19 protein-coding genes are annotated in these 18,214 nt (G+C 69.3%); 9 read left to right on the forward strand and 10 right to left on the reverse strand.

Going from position 1 to position 18,214, the window contains the following annotated elements; translation table 11 throughout:
• Positions 1 to 81 precede the first annotated feature (81 nt).
• Positions 82 to 786: a phosphocholine cytidylyltransferase family protein gene (locus ABD708_RS15560; protein WP_344756088.1), complete on the forward strand. Its 705-nt coding sequence runs from the start codon at positions 82 to 84 to the stop codon at positions 784 to 786.
• A 1-nt stretch (position 787) separates the two neighbouring features.
• On the opposite strand, the gene ABD708_RS15565 is transcribed toward ABD708_RS15560, so the two are convergent.
• The 5 genes from ABD708_RS15565 to ABD708_RS15585 are packed head-to-tail and all read right to left on the reverse strand — an operon-like array spanning position 788 to position 5,998.
• Positions 788 to 1,867 (reverse strand): ABC transporter ATP-binding protein, encoded by a 1,080-nt coding sequence (locus ABD708_RS15565; RefSeq protein ID WP_344756090.1) that lies wholly within the window; start codon positions 1,865 to 1,867, stop codon positions 788 to 790.
• Positions 1,868 to 1,870: 3 nt separating this feature from the next.
• Positions 1,871 to 2,707, reverse strand: a complete 837-nt coding sequence (locus ABD708_RS15570) for an ABC transporter permease (RefSeq protein WP_344756092.1) — start codon at positions 2,705 to 2,707, stop codon at positions 1,871 to 1,873.
• Positions 2,704 to 3,630, reverse strand: coding sequence for an ABC transporter permease (locus ABD708_RS15575; RefSeq protein WP_344756094.1), 927 nt, complete (start codon positions 3,628 to 3,630; stop codon positions 2,704 to 2,706). The genes ABD708_RS15570 and ABD708_RS15575 overlap by 4 nt, the downstream gene beginning before the upstream one ends.
• Before the next feature lie 14 nt (positions 3,631 to 3,644).
• Entirely contained in the window at positions 3,645 to 4,814 is a 1,170-nt protein-coding gene (locus ABD708_RS15580; protein WP_344756096.1) for an ABC transporter substrate-binding protein, read from the reverse strand.
• A 44-nt stretch (positions 4,815 to 4,858) separates the two neighbouring features.
• Entirely contained in the window at positions 4,859 to 5,998 is a 1,140-nt protein-coding gene (locus ABD708_RS15585) for a TIGR03364 family FAD-dependent oxidoreductase (RefSeq protein ID WP_344756098.1), read from the reverse strand.
• A 160-nt stretch (positions 5,999 to 6,158) separates the two neighbouring features.
• Between ABD708_RS15585 and ABD708_RS15590 the strand changes: the two genes are divergently transcribed.
• Positions 6,159 to 6,932: a GntR family transcriptional regulator gene (locus ABD708_RS15590; RefSeq protein WP_344756718.1), complete on the forward strand. Its 774-nt coding sequence runs from the start codon at positions 6,159 to 6,161 to the stop codon at positions 6,930 to 6,932.
• Entirely contained in the window at positions 6,929 to 7,624 is a 696-nt protein-coding gene (locus tag ABD708_RS15595; protein WP_344756100.1) for a phosphonatase-like hydrolase, read from the forward strand. Before ABD708_RS15590 ends, ABD708_RS15595 begins: the two co-directional genes overlap by 4 nt.
• Here ABD708_RS15595 and ABD708_RS15600 read toward each other — a convergent pair.
• The gene (locus ABD708_RS15600) at positions 7,621 to 8,445 is read right to left on the reverse strand and encodes an LLM class F420-dependent oxidoreductase (RefSeq protein ID WP_344756102.1); all 825 of its coding nucleotides are present in this window, start codon (positions 8,443 to 8,445) and stop codon (positions 7,621 to 7,623) included. The two genes, ABD708_RS15595 and ABD708_RS15600, sit on opposite strands and share 4 nt — an antisense overlap.
• Positions 8,446 to 8,452: 7 nt before the next feature.
• Between ABD708_RS15600 and ABD708_RS15605 the strand changes: the two genes are divergently transcribed.
• The 3 genes from ABD708_RS15605 (at position 8,453) to ABD708_RS15615 (ending at position 10,445) form a co-directional block, all read left to right on the forward strand.
• Complete coding sequence (locus tag ABD708_RS15605; RefSeq protein WP_344756104.1) at positions 8,453 to 9,274, forward strand: ABC transporter permease; 822 nt, start codon at positions 8,453 to 8,455, stop codon at positions 9,272 to 9,274.
• Positions 9,274 to 10,077 carry an ABC transporter ATP-binding protein gene (locus ABD708_RS15610; protein WP_344756106.1) on the forward strand — a complete coding sequence of 268 codons (804 nt, stop codon included), beginning with the start codon at positions 9,274 to 9,276 and terminating at the stop codon, positions 10,075 to 10,077. The genes ABD708_RS15605 and ABD708_RS15610 overlap by 1 nt, the downstream gene beginning before the upstream one ends.
• 89 nt (positions 10,078 to 10,166) lie before the next feature.
• Positions 10,167 to 10,445 (forward strand): hypothetical protein, encoded by a 279-nt coding sequence (locus tag ABD708_RS15615; protein ID WP_344756108.1) that lies wholly within the window; start codon positions 10,167 to 10,169, stop codon positions 10,443 to 10,445.
• Here the strand turns inward: ABD708_RS15615 and ABD708_RS15620 are convergent.
• The gene (locus ABD708_RS15620) at positions 10,442 to 10,771 is read right to left on the reverse strand and encodes a helix-turn-helix domain-containing protein (RefSeq protein WP_344756110.1); all 330 of its coding nucleotides are present in this window, start codon (positions 10,769 to 10,771) and stop codon (positions 10,442 to 10,444) included. The two genes, ABD708_RS15615 and ABD708_RS15620, sit on opposite strands and share 4 nt — an antisense overlap.
• 137 nt (positions 10,772 to 10,908) lie before the next feature.
• Here ABD708_RS15620 and ABD708_RS15625 point away from each other — a divergent pair, with 137 nt between their 5' ends.
• Positions 10,909 to 11,640: a DUF1361 domain-containing protein gene (locus tag ABD708_RS15625; protein WP_344756112.1), complete on the forward strand. Its 732-nt coding sequence runs from the start codon at positions 10,909 to 10,911 to the stop codon at positions 11,638 to 11,640.
• 13 nt (positions 11,641 to 11,653) lie between these two features.
• Here ABD708_RS15625 and ABD708_RS15630 read toward each other — a convergent pair whose 3' ends face one another.
• Entirely contained in the window at positions 11,654 to 12,208 is a 555-nt protein-coding gene (locus ABD708_RS15630; protein ID WP_344756113.1) for a hypothetical protein, read from the reverse strand.
• Between the two features lie 59 nt (positions 12,209 to 12,267).
• Between ABD708_RS15630 and ABD708_RS15635 the strand changes: the two genes are divergently transcribed.
• A complete protein-coding gene (locus tag ABD708_RS15635; protein ID WP_344756115.1) occupies positions 12,268 to 13,041 on the forward strand; it encodes a hypothetical protein in 774 nt (257 codons plus the stop codon).
• Here the strand turns inward: ABD708_RS15635 and ABD708_RS15640 are convergent.
• Complete coding sequence (locus ABD708_RS15640; protein ID WP_344756117.1) at positions 13,038 to 14,282, reverse strand: CDP-glycerol glycerophosphotransferase family protein; 1,245 nt, start codon at positions 14,280 to 14,282, stop codon at positions 13,038 to 13,040. The genes ABD708_RS15635 and ABD708_RS15640 overlap by 4 nt on opposite strands.
• Positions 14,283 to 14,334: 52 nt before the next feature.
• On the opposite strand from ABD708_RS15640, the gene ABD708_RS15645 reads away from it, so the two are divergent.
• Positions 14,335 to 17,127, forward strand: a complete 2,793-nt coding sequence (locus ABD708_RS15645) for a CDP-glycerol glycerophosphotransferase family protein (protein WP_344756119.1) — start codon at positions 14,335 to 14,337, stop codon at positions 17,125 to 17,127.
• Between the two features lie 7 nt (positions 17,128 to 17,134).
• Here the strand turns inward: ABD708_RS15645 and ABD708_RS15650 are convergent, their stop codons facing one another.
• Positions 17,135 to 18,163: a glycosyltransferase family 2 protein gene (locus tag ABD708_RS15650; protein ID WP_344756121.1), complete on the reverse strand. Its 1,029-nt coding sequence runs from the start codon at positions 18,161 to 18,163 to the stop codon at positions 17,135 to 17,137.
• Positions 18,164 to 18,214 lie beyond the last annotated feature (51 nt).

The following is an 18,214-nucleotide window of genomic DNA, read 5'->3' on the forward strand; positions in this document are numbered from 1 at the left end:
AAAATGCGTGTTCAGGGCACCCGCGGAGATGGACCGGGTAAACTCGGCGTGAACGTCTGTCGTCCACTGTGAGGAGTAAGCGTGACTACACAGATCGTGATTCTGGCCGCCGGCATGGGAACCCGCCTCGGCCGTTCGCTGCCGAAGTGCCTTACCGAGCTCGTCGACGGCCGCACGATCATGGGTCAGCAGCTCGGCAACGTCGAGGCGGCGTTCGGCGCTGACGCCGAGGTCACCATCGTCGTCGGCTACCGCTCCGAAGAGATCGTCGAGCGCTACGGCGACCGCGCCAAGTTCGTCTACAACGAGCAGTACGACCAGACCAACACCAGCAAGAGCCTGCTGCGCGCGCTGCGCGCGTCGAACAAGGGCGGCGTGCTGTGGATGAACGGCGATGTGGTCTTCGACCCCGCCGCCCTCGTGCGTGCCGCCGATCTCATCGCGCGCGACCAGAGCTTCGTCACGGTGAACACCTCGAAGGTCTCCGACGAAGAGGTCAAGTACACCGTCGACGCCGAGGGCTTCATCGACAAGCTCTCGAAGAAGGTCGAGCTGAGCAAGGCGCTCGGCGAGGCCGTCGGCATCAACTATGTCTCCGGCCGCGACAAGGCCGCCCTCATCCGCGCTCTCGACAAGGTCGACGCGCAGGAGTACTTCGAAGGCGGCATCGAGCTCTCCATCAGCCGTGACGGCATGCGCGTGGAGCCGATGGATATCTCCGACCTCTACGCCGTCGAGGTCGACTTCGCGGAAGACCTCGAGCGCGCGAACAACCTGTTCGCGTAACTCACGCTCCGCCGCGCGGGCTCACCGCGACCGGCCGTCCCTTGAAGCGCAGCGCAACGCTGTCGCCTGGCTGCGGCTTGTCGCTCACCTCGTGCTGCACCGCGACGACGGTCTCGTCGACGAGGCGCACGAAGGTGCGGCGCAGCGAGCCCAGGAAGCTCGTCGAGACGACGGTGGCGGGCAGCCCTGTGTCGGAAAGGGCGATATCCTCCGGCCGCACGAAGGCCGTGACCGCGCCGGTGACCGCCGACTCACCGAGCACGCTCAGCGGCTGCCCGTACACGGTCACCACTCCCCCGACGGCGTTCCCGTCGAGCTTGTTCGAGAGCCCGACGAAGTCGGCGACGAACGAGGTGCGCGGGTTGAGGTAGAGTTCCTCGGGCGTGCCGATCTGCTCGATGTTCCCCGCGTTCATCACGGCGACCCGGTCGGCAACGGCGAGCGCCTCCTCCTGGTCGTGGGTGACGAACAGGGTCGTGATGCCGAGATCCTTCTGGATCCGGCGGATCTGGTCGCGCAGGCTGACGCGGACCTTCGCGTCGAGCGCCGACAGCGGCTCATCGAGCAGCAGCACGCGCGGGCGCGTGACCAGGGCGCGGGCGAGCGCGACGCGCTGCTGTTGGCCACCGGAGAGCTGGTGGGCGTATCGCTCGGCGAGCTCGCCGAGCCCGACCAGCTCGAGGGCCTCGGTGGCGCGGGAACGCCGGCCCGCGGCATCCACTTTGCGCATCCGCAAGCCGAATTCGACGTTCTGCAGTGCGGTCATGTGCGGGAACAGCGAATAGGACTGGAAGACCATGCCGATGTCGCGCTTGTTCACCGGAACCTGCGCGACATCCGTGCCGTCGATCACGATGCGGCCGCCATCGATCTGCTCGAGGCCGGAGAGGGCGCGCAGCGCGGTGGTCTTGCCGCAGCCCGACGGGCCGAGCAGGGCGATGAACTCGCCGGGTTCGACGCGCAGGTCCACACCGGCGAGCGCCTGATGGCTCCCGTAGCGCTTGACGACGTCGATGAGCTCGACGGCGGTGCCGGCGACCTCGAGGGCGGCGGCGGCTGAGACGGATTCGACGACGGACATCAGCTATGCAGCCTTTCGCTTGCGGGCGCCGCTGAACGTGCCCGCGGCACCGATCAGCACGAGGATCAGGAAGATGAGCAGCAGCGCGCCGAGTGCGAAGGTCGCGGCGACGTACGGGTCGGCGTGCTGCAGCAGCGCGAGCGCGGTCTGGAAGGTGTTCTGCGTGAGGAACGAGGCGATCGTGTACTCGCCGAGCACGACGGAGACGGTGATGAGGGCGGAGGAGAGGATGCCGCGCCGCAGGTTCGGCAGGATCACCGACCACACCGTGGCCAGCCATCCGGCGCCGAGCGAGCGGGAGGCCTCCGCGAGCGTCACCATGTCGAGCCCCGACATGTTCGACTGGATGGGCCGGTACGCGTAGGGCAGCACGATGATGCCGATGGCGAACGCGAGCACCCAGGCGACCGAGCCGGTGACGTGCCAGAGCTGCTGATAGACGGGCACGAAGCCGACGGCGAGCACGACAGTCGGGATCGAGATCGGCAGCAGGCAGACGAACTCGATCACCTGGCGCAGGCGGCGGTAGCGCAGCTCGGCGAGGATCATCGCGGGCAGCAGGAACACGATCATCAGCACGACCGTCACGATCGCGATGACGAGGGAGTTCTGGATGCCCTCGAACAGCTGCGAGTACATATAGGACTGGCCGGGGTCGGCGAGCCGTTCGAGGTGCTGCAGGGTGAAGCCGTGTGTCTGCGCGGTCGGCCAGAACGCGAAGCGGAACAGCGCGTACAGCGGGTAGAGGAAGCCGAACGCGGCGAGCACGAGGACGATCGTCGCCGTCGTGCGGCTCGGGGTGGCGCCGACGCGGGGCGCCCGCGCGGTGCGGGCGCTCATCGCTGCCACCTCGCGGCGCGGCGCTGCAGCAGCGAGTACAGCCACATCACGACCGCCATCACGACGATCATGCCGATCGCGAGCACCCCGGGCACGTGCGCGATGCCCGGCAGCGTCTCGCTGCTGAGATCCTGCTGCATGATGATCGGGATGATGACGCCGTTGTTGGTGAGCGCCGACGCCGTCGCGTAGGACGAGAACGCGCCGGCGAACACGAGGATCATCGAGCCGAAGAACGACGGTGCGAGCACGGGGAATCCGACGTGCAGCCAGTAGCTCCAGCGGCCGCCGCCGAGCGTCGCGACCGCCTCCCCCCACTGCGGGCGCAGGCCGACGAGCGCCGGCATGAAGGCGATCACCATGAGCGGCACCGAGAAGTAGACGTAGACGAAGAACATGCCGGAGACCTGGTTGATGAGCGGCCCGGCGGTCGGGTCGAGCGCGATGGAGTTGATGTCGAAGCCGAAGGCCTGCTTCAGGAACAGCGTCAGCAGGCCGGTGGTGCCGATCGTGGCGACGAAGGCGAAGGCGAGCATGACGCCGCCGAACTGGGCGAAGACGGATGCCGCGGCATCCGCCACCACGCGCGTGAACCCGACCGGGTTGACCGCGAGCAGCGCCACGCAGATGACGGCGCCGACGATCGCGCTCGCGACGGCGGTCGCGAGCGACAGCCCGATCGAGTTCGCGAACGCCTTCAGGATGATCGGGTCGCGGTACGCGCCGAGGTTGGCGAGCGTGAAGGCGCCCTTCTCATCGGTGAGACCGCTCCACACGGCGAGCACGGTCGGCACGGCGAGGAAGACGAGGGTGTACGCGGCGAACGGTGTGAAGCCGAGCCAGCCGGCCGTACGGCGCCGGGGCCGTACGGCCCCGGCGCCTGCGGACCGGCCGCTCGCCGCGCGCGGTGCGACAGCGGTCATGGCGAGTTCCTGCCTCAGCCCATCGCGGCGGGCCAGAGCTGGGCGATCTGCGCGCCCGCCTTGGTCGCCTGGTCCGCGGTCAGCAGGGTGATGTCGGAAGGCGCGTCGCCGACCTTCGCGAGCACATCCTTGTCGACGGTGCCGTCCTTCTTCATCGCGTCGAGCATCGCCGGGTAGGCGCCGGCCGCGAGGTAGAGGTTCTGCACCTCGGGGGTGTAGAGGTACTCCTCCCACAGGCGGGCGGCGGCGGGGTCGGCCGCGCCCGCGGCGACGGCCTGGTTGTAGTAAGACCCGACGGCCGCGCCCGGAAGGACGACGGACTTGAAGTTCGGGTTACCGCCCTGCGACGCGTCGCCCCAGGCGACGTTGTTGAACGACCACTGCAGCACGACCGGGGTCGAGCCGTTGTTGACGGTCGCCTGCGCGGCGACGGTGGGCACGAAGTTGCCGGCGGCCTTGAGCTTCTTGAAGAAGTCGACACCCGTGGTGAGGTCGTCCGCCGAGCCGCCGTTCTGCACGGAGGCGAGCACGACGTCCATCAGCGACTCATTCGCCTTCACGGGCGAGTCCTTGATGGCGACGGCGTTCTTGTACTGCGCGCCGAGCAGGTCGTCGAGCGAGGTCGGCGCCTTCTTGATCTTCGACGAGTCGTAGCCGATCGAGATCAGGCCCGTGTAGTCGTAGTACCAGTTGCCGTCGGGGTCCTTGAAGTCGGCCGGGATCTTGTCCCAGTTCTGCACCTTGTACGGCGTGACGACGTCGGGGTTCGCGCTCAGCACCGTGGTGCCGATGTCGAAGACGTCGGGCGCGGTCGACTGGCCCTTGTTCGTCTTCGCCGCGTCGACCTCGTCCTGCGACGAGCCGTCGGGATTCTCCGAGTTGATCTTGATCTGCGGGTACTTCTTCTGGAATCCGGCGATGATCTTGCCGTAGTTCGCCCACGACGGCGGCAGGGTGATCACGTTGAGGTGACCCTCCTTCTCGGCTGCCTGGGCGAGGCAGTCGAGGCCGCCGAAATCGGCCGCGCTCGTGGCCTTGGCGGCCTGTGCGGTCGACAGGGTCTTGCAGTCCTTGGCGTCGGCGGCGCTCGAGGTGCTGCCGTTGCCCGCGCAGGCGGTCAGCGCGATGGCCGCGGCCGCCACGAGCACGAGGCCGGAGGCCGCGCGGCGGAGCTTGCTGTTCATTGTTCTCCTCGGATGACAGGTGATGCAGGGGTGAGAAACAGGACTTAGAGATCGAGAACGGATGCCGCGAGCCCGAGCGCCGTCGTCATGCCGATGCCGCTCGTGACCGAGACGGCGGTGACGCCGGGCGCGGGGTGCGCGACAAGGTAGGGGCCCTTCGTGCTCGAGGCGTACACGCCGCGCCAGCGGCGGCGCACGACCAGGTGGTCGACCCCGAGCAACGCGCGGAATTCGGCGAGCAGCAGCTCGTCGCTCGCCTCGTCGTCGAAGGGGGGCTCGGTGAGGCTGTAGTGGTGCGTGTCCCCCAGCACGAGCCGCCCGGCCTGCGCGCTGTGCGGCAGGCGCTGCGTGAGCATGAGATTCACGCCGTGCTCGCCGAGCGCCGGCACCTCGCGGGCGAGCGCATCGCGCAGCACCTCCGCCGCCTTCGTCTCGGCGAAGCCGTCGTAGCGCAGCAGCGAGGTTCCGGTGAAGACGCCCGGGCCGACGACGAGCCCGGTCGGGGCATCCGCCTCGATCATGCGCAGTCGGCAGCGCACGACCTCGTGCGCTGCGGCGGCCGCCGGGAAGAGGCGGTCGACGTCGTGGCCGACGGCGACGATGATGCGGTCGGCCGCGATGTCGCCGGCAGCCGTGACGAGGCGGCCCGACTCGACCCCGAGCACGTTGGCGCGGTAGCGGAACTCGACCCCGAGCCGCGCCAGCTGGGCGCCGAACGCCGGAATGGCTGTCGGTGCGTCGACCCGCAGGTCGAGCCCGAGCCAGGCGCCGCCGAGGGCGCCGGGGGCATCGAAGCCCAGCTTCTCGGCGAGCTGTGGTGCGGTGAGAAGCACGTTGTCGTCGCTGCGCTCGCCCACGAACTCCTCGAGCACGGCGAGCTCCTCCGGGCGTCGCGCGATGACCGCCGTGCCAGTGGTCGCGACCGGCAGCCCGGCATCCGTCGCCAGCATCAGCCACTCCTCGCGCGCCCGCAGCGCGTACTCGTAGACGAGCCCCGACTGCGCGGTCGTGCAGATGTGGCCGAAGTTGCGCACGCTCGCGCCGACCGCGAACTCGTCGCGCTCGATCACCACGACCCTGAGCCCCGCGCGCACCGCGTGCCACGCGTGTGCGAGCCCGACGATGCCGGCGCCCACGACGGCGACGTCGTAGCGGGCAGGAAGATCGGTGGAGGCCGGGGTCACGAGTGCCACTGTGACGGGCCGGGGACGGCGGATGCCAGCGCGCCGCAGCACTTGTCATGAGAAGTTCAATCGGCGGGACCGCGGGGAAAACGGTAGGTGAACAGACCGCCGTATATCGACCGGTCGCGACGGTTGGGGCACTTGTATTGAGACCGTGCGAATGCCTCTACACGTCGTCGTCGCTGACGCGATCCGCGAGCGCATCCGATCGGGAGACCTGGCCGTCGGCGCGCCTCTGCCCTCCGAATCGGAGCTCAGCGCGCAGTTCGGCGCGAGCCGCGGGCCGGTGCGGCAGGCACTCGCGCAACTGCGCAATGAGGGGCTCATCGAGACGAGCCAGGGGCGCGTGCCGACGGTGCTCGGCCGGCCGCTCGCGCACTCGATCGACGACTTCTTCTCGTTCAGCGCGTGGGTCCAGGCGACCGGGCGCACTCCTGGGCAGCACACCATCGAGCTCGCCTGGCGCGTGCCACCCGCCGAAGTCGCGGGAAAGCTGCAGCTCGCGGCATCCGATCGGGCCGTCGTCATCGTGCGCCGCCGCTCGATCGACGGCCTGCCCGCCATGCTCGAGCGCAGCTGGTACATCTCCGAGGTCGGGCGCCGACTGTTCGACTTCGACCCCGACGACGGCTCGATCTTCGGCGCGCTCATCGAGCGCGGGGTGCCGCTCGACAGCGGAACGCACACGATCGACGCCGTCGCCGCCGATCCGCTCGACGCCGAGCAGCTCGGCGTGCCGCCCGGCTCGCCGCTGCTGCGCGTGGAGCGGCTCACCACGTCGTCGGCCGGGCATGTCCTCGAATACGCCGACGACCGCTACCGCACCGATCGCGCGAAGCTCGCCATCCGCAACTCGCGCTCGACCTCGGCCGTCTCGCGCCCGAGCGTCGCTCGTCTCGCCGCACCCGTGCTCCAGGAAGGACTGCCCGCATGACCATCCGCCTCGTCTCCCTCGACATGGCAGGCACCACGATCGCGGAGGCCGGCACGGTCTATGCCGTGCTGCGCTCCACCGTGGAACAGGCGACGGGCCGCGCCATCAGCGACGAGCTGCTGTCGACGTGGGGCGGCACGAGCAAGCACGCGGCGATCGGTGGGCTGCTCACCGCGCTCGGCGAAGCTCCCGACAGCGCGCGGCAGGACGCCCTGTTCGAGGAGTTCCGCACGACCCTGCGGGCGCAGTACCTCGCCGATCCGCCCACCATCATCCCCGGGGTGCGCGAGGCGGTCACCGCGCTGCGCGCCTCGGGCGTCAAGGTCGCCCTCCAGACCGGGTACTCGCGTGACGTCGCCGAGCTGCTGCTCGAGATCGTCGGGTGGCGGCTCGGGGAAGACCTCGACGCCGTGACCACGTCAGACGAGGTTCCCGTCTCCCGCCCCGCCCCGTTCCTGATCTTCCGCGGAATGGAGGCCGCCGGCGTCACCTCGGTCGACGAGGTGCTCGTCGCCGGCGACACCGCGAACGACCTCGGCGCGGGTGTCGCCGCCGGGGTGCGCTACGTCGTGGGGGTGCTCACGGGCGCCTACTCGGCCGAGCAGCTCGGCCGCCACCGCCACACCCACCTGCTGCCGTCGGCCGCCGGCATCCCCGCGCTCCTCGCCGCCGACGGCGAGCTGCCTGGCTAGAGCGAATCGCGCCAGGCGAGCGCGGCCTTCACCTGCTCGACTCCGGCCTTGTGATCGGGGCCGGTGATGCCCACGGTGAAGAGACGGACGCCCTCCTCGACGAGCGCGTCGCCGACCTCCGCGGGCGCCGCCTGCCCGAAGGCGGCCGACAGTGTGATCTCAGAGACGTCGCGCCCGACGGTCTCGCAGTGCTGGGCGAGGATCGCCTTCTTGCGCCGCAGCGTCTCGAGGTCGCTGAAGCTGTGCCAGATGTCGGCGTGCTGGGCGACGATGCGCAGGGTCTTCTTCTCTCCCCCGCCGCCGATCAGCACGGGGATCTTCCGCGTCGGCGCCGGGTTGAGCTTCGACCAGCGCGCCTCGATGCGCGGCATCGCCTCGGCGAGCGCGTCGAGCCGCGTCCCCGGCGTGCCGAACTCGTAGCCGTACTCGTCGTAGTCGCGCTGGAACCAGCCCGAGCCGATGCCGAAGATCAGACGCCCGGCATCCGTGCCCCGTGCCGAGATGTGGTCGACGGTCCGCGCCATGTCGGCGAGCAGGTCGGCATTCCGGTACGAGTTGCAGGTCACCAGGCATCCGAATTCGACCCGGCTCGTCTGCTCGGCCCACGCGGCCAGCATCGTCCAGCCCTCGAAGTGCAGGCCGTCGGGCTCGCCCGACAGCGGGTAGAAATGGTCCCAGTTGAAGAGCACGTCGACGCCGAGCTGCTCGAGCTCGACGACGGTGTCGCGGATCTGCTGGTAGGACGCGTGCTGCGGGGCGATCTGAACGCCGATTCTCACCTGGGTCACCTTCCGACCATACCCAGATGCGCCCCCTAGCATTGAGGCCGTGACCAGCTCCACCGCGGTGCGCCCCGCACAGCGCACTCCCTTCGCCAGATACCGCCACTCGCTGTGGCTGCTGACGAAGCGCGATCTGTCGGTGCGGTACACGACGAACGCCCTCGGCTACGTGTGGTCGGTGCTCGACCCGCTGCTGATGTCGCTGATCTACTTCTTCGTGTTCGTGGTCGTCTTCCACCGTGGCGACAAGCAGGGCGAGAACCCGTACATCGTCTACTTGATGACGGGGCTGCTCGCGTGGACCTGGTTCAACGGCGCGATCACGGATGCCACGCGGGTGTTCAGCAAAGAGGCGAAGCTCGTGCGCTCGGTGAAGCTCCCCCAGTCGCTCTGGGTGGCGCGCATCGTGCTCTCGAAGGGCATCGAGTACGTGGCATCCCTCGCCGTCCTCGTGATCTTCGCGATCCTCTTCCCGACGCCCGTGCACTGGACGGTCCTGTGGTTCCCCGTCGGGCTCGTGCTGCAGGCGATCCTCGTCTACGGGCTGGGGCTGATCGTCGCGCCGCTCACCGTGTTCTACAAGGACTTGGAGCGCGCCGTTCGCCTGATCCTGCGTGTTCTCTTCTACGCGTCGGCGGTGCTGTACTCGCCCACGCAGTGGCCGAATGACATCCGCGGATTCCCCGTCAGACCGCTCCTCGAGCTGAATCCCCTGACCGGGATCTTCGGGCTGTACCGCTCGGCGTTCTGGCCGCATGAGTTCAATGCCCTCCACGTCATCGTTTCGGCGATCGGGTCGCTCGTCATCCTCGGCATCGGAACGCTTGTCTTCCGGCGCTCGGTGCCCGCCGTCCTGAAGGAGATGTGATGGTCGCGGTGGATTCCCCGCCCGTGGTCGCGACCGGCGGAAGCGGCGATGTCATCGAGGTGTCCGGCCTGGGCATCCGATTCAAGCGCAACAAGCGCGCCAAGCGGTCGTTCAAGGACCTGTTCGCCGGTCGCCGGCGACGTTCGCGCCCCGACGAGTTCTGGGCACTGCGGAACGTCACGTTCGGCATCCGCCCCGGCGAGGCGATCGGCGTGGTCGGCCGCAACGGCCAGGGCAAGTCGACGCTGCTGAAGCTGATCGCCGGGGTGCTGATCCCCGACGAGGGCTCGGTGCGGGTGCGGCAGGGCGTCGCGCCGCTGATCGAGATCACGGGCGGATTCGTCGACGACCTGTCCGTGCGCGACAACGTGTATCTGACGGCCGGCCTGCACGGCATGTCGAAGAAGCAGATCGACGCGAAGTTCGATGAGATCGTCGACTTCGCCGAGATCCCCGGCTTCCTCGACACGCCCTACAAGCACCTGTCCTCTGGCATGAAGGTGCGCATCGCGTTCAGCGTGATCACGCAGCTCGAGGAGCCGATCCTGATCGTCGACGAGGTGCTCGCGGTCGGCGACAAGGCCTTCCGCGAGAAGTGCTACGGCCGCATCGAGGAACTGCTGGCGGCCGGGCGCACGCTGTTCTTCGTCTCGCACTCCGAGCGCGATCTGCGGCGCTTCTGCACACGCGGGCTGTACCTCAAGAAGGGCGAGCTCGTGATGGACGGCCCGATCGACGACGTCATCGACCGCTACAACGCGGACTACAACATGGGCTCGGTGCCGCCCATCGTCGACGCGTAGCAGGGATCTCCCTCAGCACAGCGGACCAGGAATCCGCTTTGCTCACATCCGGGGTGAGGGTGTCGGATGCCGCACCTAACGTGCCTCGCATGTCAGACGCTTCCCTTGCCTATCCCGTTCCGTGGCTTTTGATCCGCGACCATGCGCCCACGTACGGGCTCAAGAACTGCAGCCTCGAGACGCTGAAGCACGTGAGCTTCTCGCTCGTCGGGCCAGGCTCGCTGCCCGACCACTTCCCCGTGACGGTGAATGCGGGTGACACGGCCTGGCTGCCGATCGAAGGTGATGATCTAGCACGGGCCACGACGCTCATCGTGAGGTGGCGGCGCCAGAACGGCGACGAATACCTGTGGCGGGCGGTCTTCTAGCCCCGCGCGACCCGCCGCTGCTGTTTTCGGGCCTCGATGAAGTCGGCGACCGTGAGCTCGGGGTCCTCGTCGGGAAGATCCGAACGGCTCAGCCCGTCGATGAGCTTGCTCGCCGGCACCTTCAGCACGCCGGCGATGCGCAGCAGCGTCTCGAAAGTCGGGTTGCCGAAGCCGCGCTCGATGTCGCCGTAGTTCGTGAGGTCGATGCCCGCGAGCTGCGCGACCCGCTCCTGCGTGGCGCCGTCGATGCCCTGACGTAGCGCCTTCACTCGCTCACCAAGCGCGACCGACGCGGCGGTCTTCCTCTTGGCGGCTCTCGGACTCACCCCTCTTGCCTATATGCCACGCGAAAGCGGGACCAGCGGGCAAATCCATCTGGGTTTTAACCACTGCCACATCGGGCTCGAGTTGATTGCCCCCTGGGATCCCGAGGGTTGACCCTGCCGTGCGCTATGCATGACGCATGGCAGCCCTCGTCGATCTGATCGCGGTCGCTCTGCTGAACGTCTACGCGGTCGTGCTGATCGTGCTGCGGGCGCGGCTCTACGGCGCGAGGCTCTATCGGCCGATGCTCGTCAACGTCGCGCTGTCCTTCGTGCCCGTGGTGGGCGCGCTGGCCGCCGTGGCGGGGCTCCTCTTCCTCGCGCCGGCGCTCACGGCGCTGGCCGATCTGCTGCAGGGCGTGGTTCCCGTCATCCTCTGGGGCTATCTCACCCTCGCGACTCTGCTCTGGCTGCTGTTCTTCCCGAACGCGATCTACCTGATCACCGAGCTGAACTTCAGCCATCGCGGTGCCGATGACAGGGTGCCGCTCTGGTTCGACATCATCCAGACCCTGACGCTGACCCTGTCGGGCATCATGAACGCGATCGCGAGCCTGCTGATCGTGCAGTCCGAGTTCATCGTGCTGATCGCCGACCCGACGGGGCACGGCTCAGGGGCGCCCGTGTTCAGCTGGGTCTTCGCGGGCGCGGTCATCGTGCTCGGCGCGCTCGGCGTCTACCTCGGCCGGTACCTGCGCTTCAACAGCTGGGATGTGCGGCATCCGGCATCCCTCGTCCGCAAACTCGCGGGCCACCTGCGCGAGCCTGGGCGCGCGCTTGAGCTCGGCGGATTCGTTCTGACCCACGCTTTGCTGGTCGCGCTCGTCTACGTGCCCGTGTTCACGCTCTTCTACCGCGCGCTCTTCGAGTGAGCGGTCGCCGGCGTCACTCCCCCGTGAACGCCTCGAACTCCTCGTCGAAACCGTCGAGCGGCTTGTTCTGGTCGCGGCGCACGCGGTGGCGGTCGCGCAGCAGGCGCTCGTACCAGATGCCGTCGGCGTCCCTGCTCGCACCCCGCAGGCCGATCGAGTAGATCCGCTCGGCCTGCGCGAACTCTCCCGCGAGCTCGAACGAGTCCCCGATCAGGTCGGCGACGATGGGGTCGGATGCCACGCCTGAGCGCGCCTCCTCCGCGACGGCCCTGGCCGCGGCCACGTCACCGCGCTCGACATAGATCGCGATCAGCGTCGCGTGCGGCTCGTACTCCCCCGGTCCGGCCGCTGCCTTCGCCTCGAGCGCCACCTCAAGCCCCCGGTCGGTGTCGCCGGCGACCATGTAGTCCTCGGCGGCACTCGAGAGCACGGCCGCCCGGCTCACTCCCGGCCCGAGCTCGAAACGCCCGGCATCCGTCGCCCATGAGTACAAGGTCTCTGCTCGCTCGCGTAGCTGATCGGGCGTCGCCCCCGTCAGCACCAAGCCTGAGAGGAGCTCATCGAGCATCTCCTGGGTAATCCGCAAGGGCTCCATAACTCGAAGATAACCGCCATAGACTCGCCCGCATGGCTCGCAAGAAGACGAAGACCAAAGAGCTCGTCAAGGTCGACAAGCAGGGCAACGTGAAGGGCACGTTTCTGCCGAACACGATCGAGAAGTCCGTCGACACGCTGGTGGGCTTTCACCGCCCCGCCGTCGTCGCGCATCTCAATGCCATCAAGCGCAAGCACCCAGACGCGACCGTCGAGCAGCTGCACTGGGTGCTCGAGCGCCGCTACCTCGCCGCCGTCACCGGCACGGGCGCGGCCACCGGCGCCACCGCCGTGATCCCGGCCGTCGGCACCGTGACAGCGCTCGCGCTCTCCGCCGCAGAGACCGTCGCCTTCCTCGAGACCACGGCGCTGTTCGCTCAGTCCGTCGCCGAGCTGCATGGCATCAGCGTCGACGAGCCCGAGCGCACCCGCACGCTGGTGCTCGCGCTGATGCTCGGCAAAGAGGGCAGCGACATCATCAAGCAGTTCGGCCTCGAGATCCTCAACGAGGACGTCACGCGCGCCGGCTACTGGGGCGCCATCGTCAGCGACTCGGTGCCGACCGCAGTGCTGAAACCCGTGCTGAACAAGCTCAAGACGATGTTCTTCAAGAAGGTCGCCGCCCGCCAGGCCGGCTCGATCATCGGGCGTGCGCTGCCTTACGGCATCGGCGCCGTCGTCGGCGGCTTCGGCAACAACCTGCTCGGTCGCCGCGTCGTCAACGCCGCGCGCAACGCCTTCCCGCCGTCGGACGTCATCGTGCTCGACGAAGAGATCGCGAAGCGGGCGTTGGCCGCGCACGGTTAAGAGGCCGAGGCCTCGCTCGCGTGCAGCGCAGCGTGGCGGGCCCACTCCTCCATCAGGAATCCGATCGCCGCGTGGAAGCGCGTCGTCGCCACGCCCTGCGTCGTGTCGCCGAAGTAGTACTCGACCCAGTTGCGCAGCCGGGCGGCGGCCATGGCGTCATGCGACATCGTGTCGATGAGAGCGGCGACGGATGCCGCATCGGATGCCTCGAGCCAGTCCGCGTCGGAGAGGTAGCCGCCCTCGTCGATCTCCGCCTCGGGGTCGACGGGCCGCGTGACGAGCAGCGGCTTGCCTGCCGCGAGCCGGTCGTAGACCATCGCCGAGATGTCGACGATCGCCATGTCGGCGACGGCGAGCTGCCAGCCGAGCTCGGGCCCGTCGTCGAACACGTGGTGGGCGCTCGGGTCAGCCGCGTTCGCCGCCTTGAGCGCCGCGATGATGCGGTGGTTCGCCTCGCCGTAGCTGCGCAGCACCGCGCCGCTGCGCGGGTGAGGGCGATAGATCACGCGGTAGCGCGGATCGGCGAGCAGCGCGGCGATGAGCGCCTCGCCGTGGCTCGCGATGGAGCCGTAGGCGGCAGCCGGCCGATCGCCCTCCCAGGTGGGCGCGTACAGCACGACCTGGCGCTCGTCGGGCGTGAACGGCAGCTCGCCCGAGTAGTGGTCGGCCTGCGGGCGGCCGATCTTGATGGCGCGGCGGTCGAGGTCGTAGTCCCACAGCTCGCGGCCGAGGCGCGCCAGTGCGGCATCCCCCGCAACCAGGGCGTAGTCGTACGCCTTGAACTGGTTGGTGGTCATGTACATCTTGTCGCTCTCACCGTGATTGATGAACACATGCCAGCGCTGGCCGTAGCGCATCATCTGGAAGTTGCGCATGTTCTGGTTGACGTAGAGCACGATGCGGATGTCCTGCTCGGCGAGGAACCGCTCCATGTCGACGACGGTCTTGAGGTAGGCGACAGGAACGGGCGATTCGCGCAGCAGCGGCTCAGCGCCGGTAATCGTGCGCGACACGATGACGACGGGCCAGCGCTTCGCGAGCTCGGCGAGCGGCTTGTACCACTGGCGGATCTGGTACAGGTTGACGTCGCCGTCGGCGAAGTACACGGCGATCTTGAACTCGCGCGGTGGCAGCGGCGGCGCCTGGCGCAGCCGCTCGCGGTACCAGTGGCGGGCGCGGCGGCGGTCGAGCGCCTTGCGCACCAGGCGTACAGCGGAGCGCGCGTCCTTCAGAAGTCCCATCACCACGAAGGGTACCGGCGGCAGGTCAGCGCCCGCTGATACCGTTTCTGGCATGGGTCGCTTCACCTTCGCAGCGGGCAATGTGCGCAAGATCGCGGCTCTTCCCCTTTACGCCTTCGGCCGCCTCGCGGCATCCGTCGTCCCCCGCACGCCCGGGCTGTGGGTCTTCGGCTCCGGCGTCGGCGTCGGCGAGGGCGCCCTCGCGCTGCTGGAGCACGTGCGCGCTCGCGATGCGGGCGCGCGCGTCGTGTGGCTGGCGCGCAACGAGCGGGACGTGACGGATGCCGCAGCGCTCGGCATCCCCACCGCGCCGCGTTACTCATGGCGCGGCTTCCGGCTGACGCTGCGCGCCCAGGTGCTCGTCGTCACGCATGGCTTCGGCGATGTGAACCGCTTCGCGACGCACCGCGCGTTCGTCGTGAACGTGTGGCACGGCATCCCGTTCAAGCGGCTGCGCATCGACTCGCCCGAGGCGATGCGCGTGCCGATCGTGGGCCGGCTGCCGTTCGTGAGGCGCGCGGTGCGACGCGCGTTCGCGCGCTCGGGCCGCGGCATCTCGCTGTTCTCGACCGCGTCGCCGCTCGCCGCCGCCCGGATCCGCTCGGCGTTCGCGCTGACCGAGCGACAGGCGGTCGTCACCGGCGATCCGCGCGACGACGTGCTCCTCGCCGATACGGCGGAGGCACGGGAGCGCGCTGCCCGCTCCCGCATCGCCGCGGCCCTCGGCGACCCGCGCGCTCTCGACAGCCGCCTCGTCATGTACGCCCCGACCTGGCGCGACGGACGGGCTCATCCCGCCGTGCCGACTGCTGAAGAGTGGGCCGAGCTCGACGCACTGCTCACGGAGGCGGGCGCGCTGCTGTTGATCCGCTCACACCCGCTCGGTCGCGGCGACTTCGCCGCCGGAGTCGAGGCGAGCAACCGCGTCGCGCTGCTCGGCGCCGAGCTGCAGCCCGACATCACGCCGGTGCTGCCCGCCGTCGACACGCTCATCACCGACTACTCGTCGATCGCGTTCGACTTCGCGCTCACCGGCGGCGTCACCCTCTTCCTCGCCCCCGACGTGCCCGAGTACGTCGGGCGGCGCGGCGCCTACGAGCCCTACGCCGACTTCTCCGGCGGCCTCGACGTCGCGAGTTGGGCGTCGCTGCTGCCGCTGCTGGGCGGAGTGCTGACGGATGCCTCTGCCCGCGCTCCTTACGCCGAGCACGCCGCATGGCTCGCTGAGCGCTACCACGCGTTCCATGACGGCCGGTCGACCGAGCGGCTGTTCTCCCTGATCGAGCGGCGGCTCGCCGGCGAGGCCGACGCGATGCCGCCGTTGCCGCCGGCACGCGCGGCCTCTGTTCCGCTGCGCGTCGACGCCGTGCGCGTCGTGCCCGCGGGCACCGGGTTCGCCCTGGTGGCCGAGGGTCCCCTCGGGGCCGTCGAGCCCAAGACCGTGCTGCTGCGCGGCGCGCGCGCCGTGCTGCCCGGTACGGTCGAGCTCGCCGACGGCCGCTGGTCCGCGCGCGTCCCGCTCGCGATCGAGGTGTGGGGCGCAGCGCCGACGCCGCCGCGCTCTGGTGAATATGCCCTCACCGTCATGAGCTCGCCCGGCCACCCGCTCGAGCTCGACACGGGCGCTGCGCTGCCCCCTTCACGTCGCTATGGGAACTCGTTCCGGGCAGCGGTGTCAGCGGCGCGCGGCGCGATCGCCGTCGAGCTCTCGGCACCACTCGCCGACGACGAGGTCGGTGCGGCGAACCAGCGCCGCCTCTTCTCCGCCTATCGGTCGAGCCCGGCGCCGCTGGAGCAGGCGGTGTTCTTCGAGAGCTACTTCGGCAACAACGTGTCGTGCAACCCGCTCGGCATCGACCGGGCCCTCGCGGCCGCTCATCCCGAGGTCACGCGCTACTGGTCGGTGGCCGACGCGTCTGTGCAGGTTCCGGAGGGCGCCGTGCGCGTGATCGACGGCAGCGCGGAGTGGTGGCACGCCCGAGCGGCGTCCCGTCTGCTGGTCGTCAACGACTGGCTGCGGAAGCGCTGGCGCAAGCGACCGGGGCAGACCGTGCTGCAGACCTGGCACGGCACGCCGCTCAAGAAGCTCGCGCTCGACAAGTCAGGCCTGCGGCCGCGCGCCCGGCTGGCAGCTCGGGCCGAGAGCTCTCGGTGGGACATCCTGCTCGCGCAGAACCCCTTCAGCGCCGACACATTCCGGTCGGCGTATGCCTTCCGCGGCCCGATCTGGGAAGAGGGGTACCCCCGCAACGACATCGTGGCGCGAGGTGAGGCCGGCCCCGGCATCCGTGCCCGCCTCGGTATCGCCGCGAACGCGACCGTCGTGCTCTACGCGCCCACGTGGCGCGACGATCGGCCGGGCGCGGTCGACCATCTCGACGTCGCCGCCTTCGCACGGCGGCTCGGGCCGGGCTTCGTCACGCTGATCCGCGGCCATTCGCGCACCCTCCGCCCCGGGGCATCCGTCACCGCCCCCGGCGTCATCGACGTCACGGGCTACCCCGAGATCAGCGAACTGTATCTCGCCGCCGACATCCTCATCACCGACTACTCGTCGGTCATGTTCGACTTCAGCGTCACCGGCAAGCCGATCTTCTTCTACATGCCCGACTTCGAGCACTACCGCGACCAGACGCGCGGCTTCACCTTCGACCTGTTCCCCGTCGCGCCCGGCCCGGTGACGACGAGCCTGACCGAGCTGGCGGACGCGGTGACGGATGCCTCACCCGCCGCCGCCACTCACGCGACGCGCTACGCCGAATGGCGCGCGCGCTTCAATCCGCAGGACGACGGGCACGCCGGCGAGCGGGTCGTCGAGCGGATCTTCCGCGAGGGGCTGCTCTAAGCCCGGGTCAGCGACCTGTGAACTCCGCGAGGTTCCGCGTGAGCTTGAGGAACCCGAGGATGAAGCCGAAGCCCCAGGTGAAGTGGATCACCGGCAGCACGACGACGAACCAGGCCATCGCCCTGAGGCCATGCGCGCGGGCGATCACACTCGACGCGAGCACGACCAGCAGATAGCCCGCCGGGATCACGTAGGCGAGGAACAGCCACGGCGACTCGTCGCCGAAGCTGCCGACGACGAGACCCAGCACGATGAGGACGACGGCGATCGGCGGCGCCCAGTAGCGCAGCCCGTTGTTCGCCGGGAAGCGGCGCGCGAGCTCACCGCGCCACACGCCGGTCGAGAAGAACTGCCGGGCCAGCGCGAGCACGCTGGCTCGCGGGCGGTACCCGACCTTGAGCGCCGGGGTGAACCAGACGATGCCGCCGCGCGAGCGGATGCGGCGGTTGAGTTCCCAGTCCTGCCCGCGCTTGAAGCCCTCGTCGAAGAGGCCGGCATCGATGAGGCTCTGCCGACGGAAGACCCCGAGGTACACCGTCTCGGCCGGGCCCTCCTTGCCGCTCGTGTGGTGGCGGGTGCCGCCGAGGCCGATGCGGCTGCCGTAGGCGACCGCCACCGCCTGCTCGAACGGGGTCACGCCCTGCGCGTCCATGACGCCGCCGACGTTGTCGGCACCCGTGCGCTGCATGACCTCGACCGCGATGCGCGTGTAGTCGGCCGGCAGGATCGAGTGCGCGTCGACGCGCACCACGACGGGGTACGAGGATGCCTCGATCGCCCGATTCAGGCCCGCGGGCGTCGACCCGTCGGGGTTGCGGACCACCGTGATGCGCGGCTCGGCCGCGAGCAGGGCGGCGACTGCGGCATCCGTGCCGTCGGTGCTGGGCCCGAGCGCGAGGACCACCTCGGAGGGGCCGTCGTAGTCCTGTGCGAGCAGGCTGGCCACCGCGGCCGCCACGTGATCCTCTTCGTTGAGGACGGGCATCACGTACGAGACGCCGGGCTGCTCACCCAGTTCGTGGAAGTCGTGCGGCATGGATTCCAGACGTTCGGCGGAACTCCAGCGTAGCAATCGCCACGCTGGAGT

Origin of the sequence: Gryllotalpicola koreensis (assembly GCF_039538185.1) — a bacterium.
In the GTDB taxonomy this organism is placed as follows: domain Bacteria; phylum Actinomycetota; class Actinomycetes; order Actinomycetales; family Microbacteriaceae; genus Gryllotalpicola; species Gryllotalpicola koreensis.